The 13,383-nt window shown below is 64.8% G+C and carries 16 protein-coding genes; 1 reads left to right on the plus strand and 15 read right to left on the minus strand.

Translation table 11 applies throughout. The annotated features are described in order from the left end of the window. Positions 1 to 9: 9 nt before the first annotated feature. From J5J86_RS13920 to J5J86_RS13940, 5 genes are read right to left on the minus strand one after another with little or no spacing between them, the layout of a single operon-like run. Positions 10 to 1,038, minus strand: coding sequence for a DUF2793 domain-containing protein (locus J5J86_RS13920; RefSeq protein WP_209098943.1), 1,029 nt, complete (start codon positions 1,036 to 1,038; stop codon positions 10 to 12). Continuing rightward, positions 1,038 to 2,333 carry a hypothetical protein gene (locus J5J86_RS13925; protein ID WP_209098945.1) on the minus strand — a complete coding sequence of 432 codons (1,296 nt, stop codon included), beginning with the start codon at positions 2,331 to 2,333 and terminating at the stop codon, positions 1,038 to 1,040. The genes J5J86_RS13920 and J5J86_RS13925 overlap by 1 nt, the downstream gene beginning before the upstream one ends. Next, the gene (locus J5J86_RS13930) at positions 2,330 to 4,948 is read right to left on the minus strand and encodes a hypothetical protein (RefSeq protein ID WP_209098954.1); all 2,619 of its coding nucleotides are present in this window, start codon (positions 4,946 to 4,948) and stop codon (positions 2,330 to 2,332) included. Before J5J86_RS13930 ends, J5J86_RS13925 begins: the two co-directional genes overlap by 4 nt. Next, positions 4,948 to 5,358: a DUF6950 family protein gene (locus J5J86_RS13935; RefSeq protein ID WP_209098956.1), complete on the minus strand. Its 411-nt coding sequence runs from the start codon at positions 5,356 to 5,358 to the stop codon at positions 4,948 to 4,950. The genes J5J86_RS13930 and J5J86_RS13935 overlap by 1 nt, the downstream gene beginning before the upstream one ends. Next, the gene (locus tag J5J86_RS13940; protein ID WP_209098958.1) at positions 5,355 to 5,930 is read right to left on the minus strand and encodes a DUF2163 domain-containing protein; all 576 of its coding nucleotides are present in this window, start codon (positions 5,928 to 5,930) and stop codon (positions 5,355 to 5,357) included. The genes J5J86_RS13935 and J5J86_RS13940 overlap by 4 nt, the downstream gene beginning before the upstream one ends. 64 nt (positions 5,931 to 5,994) lie before the next feature. Between J5J86_RS13940 and J5J86_RS13945 the strand changes: the two genes are divergently transcribed. Next, entirely contained in the window at positions 5,995 to 6,726 is a 732-nt protein-coding gene (locus J5J86_RS13945; RefSeq protein ID WP_209098960.1) for an outer membrane protein, read from the plus strand. Here the strand turns inward: J5J86_RS13945 and J5J86_RS13950 are convergent. From J5J86_RS13950 to J5J86_RS13995, 10 genes are read right to left on the minus strand one after another with little or no spacing between them, the layout of a single operon-like run. Beyond that, a complete protein-coding gene (locus J5J86_RS13950) occupies positions 6,723 to 7,370 on the minus strand; it encodes a hypothetical protein (protein ID WP_209098962.1) in 648 nt (215 codons plus the stop codon). The genes J5J86_RS13945 and J5J86_RS13950 overlap by 4 nt on opposite strands. Continuing rightward, entirely contained in the window at positions 7,370 to 9,982 is a 2,613-nt protein-coding gene (locus tag J5J86_RS13955) for a tape measure protein (protein ID WP_209098964.1), read from the minus strand. The genes J5J86_RS13950 and J5J86_RS13955 overlap by 1 nt, the downstream gene beginning before the upstream one ends. Before the next feature lie 12 nt (positions 9,983 to 9,994). Continuing rightward, positions 9,995 to 10,186: a hypothetical protein gene (locus J5J86_RS13960; protein ID WP_209098966.1), complete on the minus strand. Its 192-nt coding sequence runs from the start codon at positions 10,184 to 10,186 to the stop codon at positions 9,995 to 9,997. Continuing rightward, positions 10,186 to 10,584 (minus strand): gene transfer agent family protein, encoded by a 399-nt coding sequence (locus tag J5J86_RS13965; protein WP_209098968.1) that lies wholly within the window; start codon positions 10,582 to 10,584, stop codon positions 10,186 to 10,188. The genes J5J86_RS13960 and J5J86_RS13965 overlap by 1 nt, the downstream gene beginning before the upstream one ends. After that, complete coding sequence (locus tag J5J86_RS13970) at positions 10,584 to 11,018, minus strand: phage tail tube protein (RefSeq protein ID WP_209098970.1); 435 nt, start codon at positions 11,016 to 11,018, stop codon at positions 10,584 to 10,586. Before J5J86_RS13970 ends, J5J86_RS13965 begins: the two co-directional genes overlap by 1 nt. 11 nt (positions 11,019 to 11,029) lie before the next feature. Then, entirely contained in the window at positions 11,030 to 11,425 is a 396-nt protein-coding gene (locus J5J86_RS13975; protein WP_209098972.1) for a DUF3168 domain-containing protein, read from the minus strand. 3 nt (positions 11,426 to 11,428) lie between these two features. Continuing rightward, the gene (locus J5J86_RS13980) at positions 11,429 to 11,947 is read right to left on the minus strand and encodes an HK97-gp10 family putative phage morphogenesis protein (protein WP_209098974.1); all 519 of its coding nucleotides are present in this window, start codon (positions 11,945 to 11,947) and stop codon (positions 11,429 to 11,431) included. 11 nt (positions 11,948 to 11,958) lie between these two features. Then, positions 11,959 to 12,303 (minus strand): phage head closure protein, encoded by a 345-nt coding sequence (locus tag J5J86_RS13985; protein ID WP_209098976.1) that lies wholly within the window; start codon positions 12,301 to 12,303, stop codon positions 11,959 to 11,961. Between the two features lie 2 nt (positions 12,304 to 12,305). After that, positions 12,306 to 12,899: a head-tail connector protein gene (locus J5J86_RS13990; RefSeq protein WP_209098978.1), complete on the minus strand. Its 594-nt coding sequence runs from the start codon at positions 12,897 to 12,899 to the stop codon at positions 12,306 to 12,308. Positions 12,900 to 12,913: 14 nt separating this feature from the next. Then, on the minus strand, positions 12,914 to 13,333 hold the full coding sequence (locus J5J86_RS13995) for a hypothetical protein (RefSeq protein WP_209098980.1): 420 nt from the start codon (positions 13,331 to 13,333) through the stop codon (positions 12,914 to 12,916). Positions 13,334 to 13,383: the final 50 nt, after the last annotated feature.

Raw genomic sequence — 13,383 nt, forward strand, 5'->3', positions numbered from 1 at the left:
AGCAATACCTCACGAGACCATGGCGGCGGATAGATATGTATGGGCGTCTGCAAGGTACAGGGAAATGGACGCCTCAGTTTTAAAGCCCAATTTGTCGCCAGCAGTAAGTCCGGTCAGGTAGGAGGCGCCGACGAGCAGACCAGTCGTCCCGCCGGGACCAACCACCGAAAACAGAGGGGAGGAATTGACTGTCGTGTAGATGCGCCCGCCGGACCCCGAATTGATCAATACTGTCATCGACAGCATGTAGATTCCGGTTTTAGGGACAACCAGCCCAGCCCCAGAGATGGCGCCGGAGATTGCCGCGGTGGTCCAACTGCCCTGATTGAGCCCGAGTGTGCCAGCCCACCCATATTCTCCCGCCGCCAGCGTGGTTGCTCCGCCGGTGCGATATGCGCGGACGGCCGGCTGGCCCTGCACACGCAGATTGCCGGTGACGATGAGGTTGTCTGTGATGGTGCTCCCGGCCACCTGGAGCGAGCGGATGTTCCAGGCGCTCGAGCCCCTCATGTAGAGCTCGAGCGCCGTGGTATCGATGGCCATGGCGCCAACGGCCGGGGCCGAGAAGTACCAGGCAGTCCCGGTCCACCGCGCGAATTGCCCGGCCCGGCCCGCCCAGGCACCGGAGGGCGACGTGCCAATGACATAGGTGTCACCAGTGGCGGGCGAGCCCGGCGGAGTATTGGTGCCCACCGCGACGCACAGGATGGGGTTACCGGATTGCGTCAGGAACTGCGCCTGCTTGACAAGGTCGGCGATGGAATCCGCCACCTCCGCGACAGCCTGGCGGGTGGGGGCCGCGAGCACCGCGCGATAGCTGGTGCCTCCGGAAACAGACGCCTGCAACGGCACGCCAATGGTCAGCGAGGTGTCCGACGCCACCGCCGTGATGGGATAGACATACCCCCCCACATAAAGCTGATCACCGGCCCGCAACGGCAACGGCCCGCTCGCCCAGGCGGTGGACGATCCGGTCACGGTGGTGCCGCCGGACGATCCTGAAACCGTGCCGGATGAAACAATGTCGCCATAAGCCATTAGCTGTGCTCGATTGTCGCGATGTGGACGGATTCACCTGCCACGGCCGAGCCGGCATAGGTGATCTGGTTGGAATTGGTGGCGTTCATGCGCACATGGTCCGCGTTGAAGCCCGGAGAGGTAAGTCTCCAATCCGTGTGTAAAGGCGTGGTGTTCGCGGCCACGTTCCGGCAATAGTTTTCGCCGTTGAAGGTGATGCCGAAGAAGACGAGCGGCGGCGCGCTGATATTGGTCGAGAGGGGAATGTTGCCGGCCACCGAGCCGGAAAAGAGAAAATCCTGCTGCAACCTATCCTTGACGTGAAGCACCGAGCGATCCGTGCGCAGCAGCAGGTCTCCATCCCCCGCTGTTGTCACGTCGATGTTTTTCTTCGAGACCTTCAGCACCCCGTCCTTCACTTGCACGCGCGGTGTCGGCGCGGCATCCGGGCCCGGAACATAGGACTGGTCATAATCGAGGATCGTCCAATGCAGCGGGTCCGCTGTGCCGCCGCTGAACGCCTCCACATGCACCCAGTTATCGCTGAGCCATCCGTATTCGCTGGTGCTAATCGACGATGCATTGGCCATGCCCCACGGCTGTGTGGCGCCCCTAATCAGCACTGGGGGATGGGCCGGGTACGAGCGAGACGTGAAGATGTCTGCGCGTAGATACCCGGTGCTGTGAACATATCCTGTCACAACACCGCTTTCCGCCACCTGAAGCATGGGTTTGAGCGTGGAGAGCGTCAGGTCATTGTCGCCGCAGGTGAGCACATCCGCCCCTTTGCGGGACACCCACAGCCCGGCGCCGCGGGTGGGGTGATTGCCCAGCAGCATGGAATTCCCGCCGTCCAGGTCCGCTTCCCGCGGGTCGGCCCCAAAAAGGGGCTTATTGAACACGATGTACGCATAGCGCTGAGAGCCGGCCGCGCCGCCCGGCCTAGTCAGGCGAATGTAATTAGTGGTTGTGCAAACGCAAGCCGGGATATACCGCTTAATATAATAAATGTCATGCGTACTTGCGTTTGAAATCGTGTAGTCAACCGCCCAACCAAGCGCCAGAGGCGCAAATGGAAGAGACGGGAACGACTGGTCAGATATGCGACGATAATAACCACCAAGGCTCAGGTATGTTGTACCGAGTGATCCAGTATCTAGGTTCATCGCATGAACCCCGAGGATCTCCGGCCACGCGGAATCGAACACCAATTGCTCATTAGTCAGGTCGAGGTCAGTTACATCATAACCGGCTTTCGAAAAGCGCACGCGCCCGACCCCGCCCTGCTTCCCGATGATGAGGCGAGGTGTCGTCATGGATCGCTCACCACCAGGATGTAGCCATCGGTCGCATTGAGCGTGAAGACGCCGGTCGGTGACAGGATGGTGCCGGCGGTGATGGTGCCGAAATTGGCGGAGATCGCGGAAAGTGATGTCACGTCAATATGGTTCGCCTTGATCGTGCCGTCTGCCAGGAGGTCGCCCTTCAAGTAGAAGACCCCATCAATGGTGTCGAACATCGCAAAGGGCGTGGTGCCATCCGCCCGGAGCCAGAGGAACTTGTCCGCCCGCTGCGCAGCGTAAGATCCCGTCGAGGTCACCACCAGATATTGGCCGGCAACGTTGCCGTCCGCGATCAACTGAAGCTCATAGGCCGCCGTGGCGCCGTCTGGGACGGAGGCGGCGACCGTGTATCTGACCGTGAGGTTGGCGTCCACGTAGCTGGCGAGGCCCGTCACCGCCGTGTTGAGCGAGGTCGTAAACGTGGCAAGGGTGTCGAGGTCATCCGCCACCGTGAGAACTTGCGTCTCGACCTGCGCAATGCCGTTCCGATTGGTCGCATAGGTGGTGTCGATCTGCGCCACCAATGCGCTGTTAGGGCCGGTTGCCTTCTCGATCTGGCTGGCCGTATCCGCCCGCACCTCGCCGGCCACGGCATTGATCTTGGTGCCATGTTCGGCCTGGATCAGCGCCAGTTGCGCCGTTGCCGCGGCGATGCGCACATTGAGGTCCGCGAGGTTTTGCTCCATAGCCGCAACGGTCGCAGGCAACTCGATATTCATGACCGTCTGCCAGGACGGCGGCTGCGTTGCGGCTGCCATCACCTGCGCATCCGTCGTCACGTCCTCCCAATCGCTCCAGGTCATGGCGCGCGGGGGCGTGGAGGTGGGGATGGCCCTCACCTGATAACCGGTCGTGCCCTGCACTCCTGCGGAGATCACGAAGAGGCCGGAAGCCGGATCATCGGCCCGGGCCGTGAGCACGTCGGTGGATCCATCCTGGCGATATTCCAGCAGGATGGCGTCAACGGTCGGGTCTTCAACGGGCGTCCAATAGACCGCAATCGCCGGGCTCTGACCGCCGCCCGGGGCCGGAAGCGTCTTGGCCGCCAGCGTGATGCCGACCGCCGTCACCTGCGGATCGCGGTCCCCAACCGATCCAGCATTGACCGGCGCGTCATCCGCCTCGCCATAGGCGCTCGCCGCGATCTCCCGCAGGTCCAGTTGGAAGGTCCGGTTTTTACCCGGCGTGATGCGCAGGATCATCCACCGGCGGTCGCCATACCGCGCGCTGTTCCACCTGATCCAGTCGCCCGGCTCCAGCACCACGGCGGCCATGCCGAGCGTGATCGAGGCCGTGGCCTGGAGGCGCGCGAGGCGCAGCTCGATTTCCGCCAGGCGTTGGGCGATCACGGGGTCATTGACCTCGGGATGGTCGGACTGAACCCGGCGCTGTTCGGTGTCCTCGGCCTCCGCGGCGCTGTCCGTGCGCGCCGGATAGGAGATCGCCTCGCCCTTTTGGGTTAGATCGCTGTACGTTCCGAAGATGCCGTTGACGAGCTTGTCGCGCGTCGTCTTGCGGGCGAAACGGATCGGCGCGCCGGCTATCAGATCGGAGTCCGTGACCGTCATTACCGTGGTCTGCGCCACACCCACCACGGGGGCGAACGATCCGGCCCGCTCGATCATGGCGCCGGCGCAGCCATCGAGGCAGCGCTGCACCACGGCGCCATACTCTTCCGAGGCACTCACATAAGTGCCGATGGCGAACCGGTCGCCGGACGAGCCCGCGCTATCAAGAACCGCCTCGTCACAGGCATTGGCGCCGGACGTGTAAGCGTCGAGAACGAAATCAATGGGCTGGACGCCCTGCCCGACGAGAAGGTTGCCGTTGACGAACAGGCCGCGCTGATAATTGTAGAGCGACACGATGGGGTTGGCGCTATAGGCCCAGGTCCGTTCATTGCCCCACCGGTGCGACCCGCTGCCGCCGGCCGTGCTGTCCAGGCGCCAGTCGTAGAACCGGCGCCCCTTGACGTGGAAATGAAACGACGGGATGGCGTCGTAGATCTCCTTCCAGAAGGTCGTGCGGACCACGGCATAGCATTGCCCGGCGCCCCTGAAATCCGAGGTCCACCGCCCGGCCGGATTGGAGCCATCCACCAGCGCGGACAGCGCGGACTGATCGGAATAGCCCCGCACGAACCAGACGTGCATGGTCGGGATGCCGGTGGTCGGATAGTTGAAATCCGACACCACATAGTGGTCCACATCATCCGTCGAAGACTGGAGCGCCAGGGTGCGCAACGTGCCGTCGACCCAGATGTTTTCGAGGCTTTCGTGCGGCCCCTCGCCGATCACATAGACCCGGTCGAGGTGGATGTTGTTGCCGCCCGAGACGTTGACATAGGCGAGGTGTCCCTCCGTCACGACCTCGCCGATGGCGAAGCCGCGCGGCACGTCGCCGGCAATCTGGAGGGAGCCCTCAAAGCCGGAGGTGGTGGCGCTGGCGGCACTCGTGGAGCCGGAGAGCGCCTTGGACAGATAGGACAGGCCGACCGATGCGCCCACACCGATCAGCGCGGACCCGATAGGCCCGGCCGCGGCGACGAGGCCGGAGACCGCCGCAATGGCTGGAGCGATAATCGGCATCAGGCCACCCGGAAAGCGCGCACGAGGCGCGCGCGGGGAAGGAAGGTCAGGCCGGCAACGGGAGACATTCCGGCCACCAGGGTTCCGAGCACCACGACGCCGCAGGCCGCGCCGTTCGCATCAGCAACGGAGCCGATGTCGCCGCGCTGCGCCAGCGCCGGAGGAATCTCTTCAAACTTGGCCGCGAAGGCGTCCGCCACGTCGGCGAACCCCAGGCGCTTGAGCTTGCGGGCCGCGCCGATCTTGGTCGAATAGGTGCGCTCTACCGCCCACCGGTCGACGCCGATCAAGGCCGCCGACGCATCCATGGGCAAGGTGAAGCAATCGCGCGCACCCCAGGCGAACACGTCCGCCTGATAGCGCTCGATCACCTCATCAAGGTGCAGAGGCCAATCGCGGACGCGCGTCATCCCGCGCGCCCCCAAACGATCTTGGCATCTGCCGTCGCGGCATGCTGATAGAATCCGTCGTCCGCATCGATCAGCCGCTGATCGGCATCGGAGCGGATGCGATGCCCGACGCGTGTGTGGTCGCGGAACCGGCTCTCCAGCGTGGCCGTGAGTGTGGCGCCGCCGCCCGCTTGGAGATCGTGGGTGATCTGGTCCAGATAGCCGCGCCACAGCCGCTCGACGGACAGCAGCGCCCGCGTGTCGGGGTGGATATAGGCCCGCATGATGGTAACCGGCCGCTGGTGATAGTCCTCCGCCTCGATGGTGGCGAGCACGTCGGGTGTCAGGTCGCTATCCGGAATTGAGGACAGAGAGATCGACAGGGATGATGGAGCGAGCCCCATTTCATAGGAGCCCTCATCAGCCGAGATGAGCTTGCCCGCACCCACATAGGTCACGCCCGAATATTCCAGCGTGCCGGCGCCGGTCCAAAAGCCATAGAGGCCGCTGGCGAAATCGAACAGCACCATATCCCGTTCGGCGCATCGTCCGGACTGGAGCATGGTCAGGGTATCGGTGTCATAGGCGCGCATGGGGGCCTCGTGGACAGCCCAACCCGGCCGTGCAACCATTGGGTTGTCACAGGGGTGGGGCACAATGAGACAGGTTATTTTCAGCGTGGCGCTTCTGGCGCCGGGAATGGCGTTTGGCGCGGATGCGCCTGTCTTTTCACCTGATCCCGCAACTACATGGAATGGGCTCTATGCCGGTGCGGCCATCGGGCTCGCTTGGTCGAGCGCAAACGGATTCGGGGAATACTCTAACCTATCCTCATACGAGCAAAGGTCGTCGTCAGGCGGGTTCTCAGGAGCCGCGAAAGCTGGCTTCAATATCCAGCAGGGGCAGATTGTGGTTGGGCTGGAGGTGGATATTCAGACCGTAGAGACGGAAACCTCAACCGACTATGTGGACCGATCCAACACGCCGTCAGCGAGCGCAAAATTGAGCGCCAGCGTGAATTGGATGTCAACATTGCGCGGGCGGTTCGGCATGTTGGTCACACCATCAATAATGCTCTATGCCACCGTTGGCCTTGCCCTTGCTGACGTTCAGATGTCGGAAGCGTGGGCCGTTTACAATCCTGCCCTGATCAGCGCCGGCATCTTCCCAAACTCTAAAACCCATAGTCGAGTGAACCTCGGATGGGTAATTGGTGGCGGCCTTGAATATGCCATGGCTTCACAGTGGTCAGTGGTGGCCGAGGCTTTTTATACCGACTTTGGAACCGTCTCTTACCGGGACTTTGACATTCCAGGGCGAGTTTCGTCTGCGCAATCGGGAGAGGTTTCGCTCGGCATAGCGCGCGCCGGCATCAACTATCGGTTCTAAATCACCTGAACCGCGGTGAATGAAATGCGCTGCGCCCCCAGGTCATCCGGAGAAGACCAGGTGTCGGGATCCATCTGCAGCACCAAGGGAGCCCGCACCAAGGCGACGTCGGTGCCGGCATCCACATAGGGCGCGCGCACATAAGGCTCCACGGTGACGGTCAAGGCGCCTCCGGAGCTCGCCACGGCATCCTCGGCAACCTCGTGATAGGCCCGGCCATTGTTCCAGGCGAAAGACAGCCGGTCACCAGTCTTCGCTTGATAGCCATTCGGCAGGCCGGACAAGGTGAGCGTGGTGGCCGTGCAGGACACGAAGGTTGCCGTGCCATTGTACGAGCCCCCGCCCGCCCGGGTGAGATCGAGCACCGCAGCCCCGTACTGCAGCGGATAGGAGCCGACCCAATCATAGGCCAGGAAGGTGCCGATTCCGCCCCGCAGGGTGCGCTCCCACGCCTCCCACAGCCGGCGCTCCGACCAAACAAGCGGTTCGCTCACGAATGACGCGCGCCACAGCGGTTCATCCACCTCGGCCGCCTGCAGCGCTCCAGAGGACAGCCGATTGAGCGCGTTGCCGCGCGGCAGGCTAAGGGTGGACTTCAGCCAGCGGATATCCGCCGGCAAGGCGCGGGGATAGGTGATCGCCATCAGGGCCGCATTCCGCGCGGCATCCGCCGCCACGCCTGATCAACCACACCCGGCACTTGGGCCATCAGGGTTCGATTGTTTTCCGCCAGGATGGCCGCGAACTGCGCCTCGGTCATGCTCGAGCCCCGCGCATCAATAGTGGTGGAGGGGGAAAAGGTAATAGCTCCCGCAGTTGTACCTTTCATGCGCGACGCCGGGGTGATGCTGGTATTGGGCAGGATCGTTCCAGACCGGCCGGGGGCGAAGATTTCAGGGCCTTTTTCCCCGACCACATAGGCCTTTCCAGCGCTCACCCCGCCACCGTTCGCCCGGAACCCGCCAAACAATGCCCCCACGAGGCCGCCCACGCCGCCGCCGGAGGCCGCATTGCCGAACAGGCCGGCAAGCGGACCCTGGCCGAGCAATGCGGCTTTCAGGACCATCTGGGTCAGCAGGCCGAGGCCGTTCTTGAGCACGTCATTCCAGCTTTGATAGCCGGCGGCGATGGAGGCGATGTTGTCGACGGCGAAGTCGCCGAATTCCTGCTGCAGGTTGTTCCAGTCCTGCTGCGCCCGCACCGCCTTCTCGCTGGCCTCCGCCGCCCGCCCATAGGCGTCGGCCTCCGCATCGATCTGGGCCTGCACCTCCGGGGAGATGATCTTGTATTTCTCCTTCGCCGCGTTCAGCAGATCCTGCGCCGCCCGCGCCCGCTCCATCTCATAGGTGCCCGTGCCGAAGGCTTGCGCCTCCACCAGCATGGCGTCCGCCCGCTCGCGATAGCCCTGCACCGCGCGCTCGAAACTGTCAGACCGGGCGCCACCGCTCCGCCGCCCTTCGGCGGAACGGGCCGCAGCGCCGGCCAGTTCAGTCTGGGCAAGGTCGGACGCCTGCTTGTCGCTCAACACCACGCCGGCGGTGGCGGCCCGCTTCTTCACCTCGGCAATCTGGTTTTCCAGATCCAACTGATCCTTGGTGAGTGCCGCGCGGCGCTTGGCATCGGAGACGAAAGCCTCGCCCGCCGCCACAGCCTTGTCATAGGCGGTCTTTTCCGCCATGGACGGGAAGGATGCCTCTGCAAGGCTGGCCACCTTCCCCTTCAGCGCATCTGTGGCGGAGATCGCATTCTGAAGGGAATCGAGGAGCGGCGCCAACTGGTCCGCGAGAAGCTGGAATTTTGGGTTTGAGGAGGCCAGGCGATAAAGCGCCTGTTTCACCTCATCAGCCTTGTCTCCGCTTTTCCCCAGATCATCCCGCAGCGCCTTCAGTTCATCCAGCTGGGCTTCAGTGATGATACGGCGGGAGGCGTTGTTGATGATTTCGGAGAAAAGAGCCACCGCGGCGTCATGCGCCGACGTAATTGCGGCCTCACCTTGCTTCACTCCCGCCGCGAGACGGTTGAACTGCTGATCCGTAAGCGATTGCGTCGCCGCATTGACGCCCTCTGCGGCCCCCTTGCCGGCATCCTCCACCTGCTTGAGGGCCTCGGCATAAAGCTTGGCCCCCGGCGCCGCACGAACTGCCGTCGAGGAGAACAAGGTGAGCGCGGCAACCGCCGTTCCACCCACCACCAGGCCAATGGGGCCGGCGGCGGCGGAAATTCCCGTCATGGCGGTGGCCAGGGCACCGAGGGTGGTCGCGGCGCGCAGCGCCGCCACAAACTTGGTCACTGCAGTGGTGGCCAGCCCCAACTGCACCAGCATGCCGCCAATGGCGCGACCGACCAGGGCGCCGGCAATGATGCTGGCCAGCTGCACAACGATGTCCCCGGTCTCCTGGAAATTGTCCGCCAGGGCGTTCAGCCCCACCACGAGGCGCTGCGACGCGCCGAGGCTCTCATCCGTCTGCCCGATGTACTTGGTGAAGGCAGTGGTGACGTTGGTGAAGCCCTGCTCGATGGTCTGGGTGGAGTTCGCCGCCATGGCGGAGATGGAGGGCAACCCGCGCAGGAAGGCCTGGAAGAATTCGCGGCCAGAGACCTCCCCTTCATTCACCAGCGCCTTCAGTTTGTTCACCGACCCGCCGGCCGCGTCGAGCCCGTTCGCCACCGCGATCAGGATCGGCCGCGCGGCTTCATTGACAGAATTGAACTCCTCGGCCTGGACGCGGGCGGAGCCCAGCAACTGGCCAAGCTGCGTCAGGGCGCCAGAAGCGGCACCGGCGCCGGTACCAGCCACCTTCAGCGCCACCGCGACACCATCGGTGAACCGGATCAACTCCTCATTGGAGGCGCCCAGATTGTCGGAGGCCTGCGCCGCCTTGCCGAACAATTCGGAGAGGGCGCCAATGGGCGTGGCATTATCGATGGCCGACTTGTAGAGCCGGTCAAGAACGGCCGCCTGTTCGGTCCCGACCACCCCCGCGACCGCCAGGGAATTCTTGGCCTTGGTCCATGCGTCCGCATAGGCGGCCACCTCGCGCACAGACAGGGCAGCCGCGATGCCGGTAAGCGGGGCGATCAGCCCCCGCGCCATGCCCGCACCGATGCTGTCCAGATTGCTGTTGGCCTGGCGCCACCGGGCCTCGATGGCGCGCGCTTGACGATTGGTCACGCCAACCGCACGCTGCATCTCCCGCTCATAGCTCTTGATGTCCGCGGACATCTGAACAACGAGCCGTTCAAGGTCTGTGGCCATGCGTGAGTTCCGCTACAGATTGACGATGGTGGGTCGGGTGGACGCATTCCTCCGCGCCCGCACCTTCTCCACCAATGCGAGATGCTCTTCCACCGAGGGCGCGGCGGGCTTGACCTCGCCGCCGTTGGCCTTGGTGTAGCCCTCGACGCAGGCGGCCATCTCCCACAGGCTCATGTCGTCCACCTGGCGGGGCGTGAACCCCATCACGGCGCCGCTGGCGTAATAGGCCGAGAGGACGAGGCGTCCGCCTCCGTCTGGGTCATCCCGGCCTCGGTTTCCCCCACCTTGTCGTCCGGCACGCCGATGAGCGCGGCGCCGAGCACCGCCATGGCGGGGGAGATGTTCTCCGCCAGGGGCCGGCCATCCACGTAGCGGGTGACCAGGACATGCGCGTCCGTGGGCTTCATGCCGCCGCCAATGAGGCCGATGCGCAGGGTCTCGCGGATGTCGTCCACCCGCCAGGTGCCATCCCCGAGGCGGGTATAGATCTGCCCCGGGCCGGCATTGCACTTGTCCTGCAATTCCCGCAGGCCGCCAATGGCGAGGCGAAAGGCGTGCTCCCCGTCGCCCCACGCAAAGCTGATCTCTCCCGAGCTGGACATCAGGACGCATCCGTCCAGGTGATGGCGCCGTCGCTCTGGAGCTCGACGGAGCAGGACACGAAGCCACGGCCTTCCTTGGCGACGCCCAGGGAGGTCATGACGAAGGCGCCGGCAAAGTAGCCGCCGCCCTGCGCGCCCGTCAGGTCGAGGGTGACGCGGGCGTTGAACGGCACCGCCGCAAGCATGCGGTCCCGCAGGGCCCCCCAGGAAATGGGGTCCATGGTGCCTTCGCCGGAGATGCCGGCGGACAGGGTGTCGATCACGCGCCCCACCCAGGCCGGCGCGTCCGGGTCGACGCAATTGGGCGTGGTGGCGTCGATGGTCGACCCTTCGATGGTGAATTCGCGGCTGGTGTTGATGGAGCAGTTGAAGGCGAATTCCTCCGGGGATTCTCCGTCACCGAATTCGATCAGCAGCTTCTGGGTTTTGGCCATGATCATGGTCCTCAGGCAGGTTGCGTGGTCAAAAGAAGGTCGATGCGGGCGCGGCTGGTGATGCCGTCCCGCTCGCGCGAATAGGAGACGTTGCGCACCTCGCAGCGGTCGCAGACGTGGCCGGTCACGGTCACCGGCTGATCATGGAGCGCGGCGCGGATGGCGCCGGCGATGCGCTTGACCTGCGGATAGCCCGGCTCTTCCGACCAGACATCCACCTGCACATAGACCTCGGAGGCGTCCCAGCAGGTTTCATCCAGGGGCACGGTCTGCCCGCCGCCCACGGTGATGTAGGGCGCGGCGGCATCGGCCGGCGGCAGGTCATAGACCCGTGCGCCGGCCTCGGTGGACAGGGTCTTCAGGGCCGTCACCAAAGCGGTCTGGACGGCAAGCGAAGGGTCCGACATGCATCAGCCTCCCGACGCGACCTTGCGGGCCGCCGTTCGCGTGGCCTTTCGCACCGCCGATTTGGCAGACTTCCGATGCGCCCGGTAGGCCGGAAAGAAGAAGGGCTGCGCCCGCGTCGCGTGGTGCTCTGCAAGCGCCTTGGTCAGGATAAAGGTCCGCTTGTACCGGGAGTCTCGGCGGGCCGCGCGCGCCGGCGCATACTTGGTCCCGAACTCCACGAACCGCGCATAGAAGGCGGTTTCGTCGCCGGCATAAATGGTCAAGGTCAGCTGCTTGCCGAGCGCGGATCGCGCCACTTTTCCTAAGGTGAGTGCCCCCTTCGGCACCGTGCCCCAAGTCCAGGCGATGGAGTGCTGTAGGTCGCCTTCCTCCACCGGCACCAGGGACTTGGCCAATCGGACAATGTCGTCCGCGACCTTCTCCATGGACCGCTTGATTTCCTCCAGCGCGACGGACGGCAGGCGGTTGAGCTTCTTCTCAAGGGCCGCAAGCCCAAGAATGCTGGTGCTCTTCCTGGCCATGGTCCGTGCGCTCAGGCCGGCACGCCGTGTGTGGCGATCATGTCGAGGAAGGCGCGCCGGCCCGTGCGGTCCACGGGCGGCGAGGTGATGGCGTAGATCTCGCCGGTCTCCACATTCACCGCGCGCCAATCGGCGCGGATGAGCAGCGTGTCGCTGGTCCGGCGCACCTGCAGCACCACCGGTTGCACACCGGCGAGCCGGGCGGCCTGAACTTCCTCGCCGCCGATCCGCGGCAACAGCGCGGCCGAAACCGTGAACTGCGCCACCCAGGCGGCGCGCACATTGCCGGCGCCGTCATCGGTCTCGCTTCGCGCCTCGAAACGCAGGCGAAACCGCAGGTCTCCGGCGCGGTCCATGGTCAGACACACCCCCGGCGCAGGGGCGCCAGAAGAGCGGAGGCGGCGAAGGGCAAGGCGAGCGCCGTGCCGGCCGTGGGCGGTTCACGGTTGGCGTACCAGTCGCCAATCATGAGCAGCATGGCCTGCTTCACGGGGGCGGGCACATCGGCCGGCGCGCCATAGCCGCACACATAGCGCACGGTGACCGCGTCGCGGCGCTCATAGGTGGCGGGCCACACTTCGGTGCTTTTCAGGGCCACATAGGCGCCGAGGTCATCGGCGAGCGGCCCCTCATAAAGCGACGGGGAGAGCGTGCGTTCGGTGTTCGCGGCGTCCCGGTAGAGGATGGCCTCCACCGTCTGAACGGGCGCCAGGCGCAGCCGCAGGAGGCCGCAGACGGGAAATGCGCTCAACGTCTCCTGCCAGGTCTGGGTGACCAGCGCGCGGCCGAGAATGCCGCTCCAGCCATCCAGATGGGTTGCGGCAGTGGTGATGAGGGCATCAATCAGGAAGTCCTCATCGTTGGTGTCGACGCGCAGATGCGCCTTTGCCTCGGCGAGGGTCACAGGCTTATGGCTCGGAGCCTCGACGAGGGTGGGGGCATTGCGCATCATGGCCGGCGCCTGGATCAGGCGGGCGGGTTGGCGGCGGGCACGCGCAGCGGGCGCAGCACCCACTCGGCGGCCACGAAGATGTTGCCGGAATCGTTGCCCGAAGGCGTGATCGTGCCGCGCAGATAGCGCTTGATGCCGGTATAGCCGATCTTGCGCAGCTCGTTGTCGTCGTCGAACTGGAAGCCGGCGAGGGCCTCGGTGCCGTTGAGATACTCGTCCGCCACGGCCGCGAAGGTGGAATTGTCGTCGCTGTCCTCGATCAGCACGGCGAAGGTGGCGTTGGTGTCGGTGTTGGCGCCGATATTGATCGCCAGCATGGCGCCGTCATAGCCCTTGAGGTCGGCGACGGTGGACACGATGGCGGTGTTGTCGGTGCGGGCGGCCTGCGGCGAGATCGCGCGCTTCAGGTCCAGCCCATTCATGATGTCACGCATGGGGGGCGTCCTTTCAGGGAAACGGGGAGGGGCGCCCGCGCCGCTGCCGG

It is taken from the genome of Aquabacter sp. L1I39, assembly GCF_017742835.1.
GTDB lineage: Bacteria > Pseudomonadota > Alphaproteobacteria > Rhizobiales > Xanthobacteraceae > L1I39.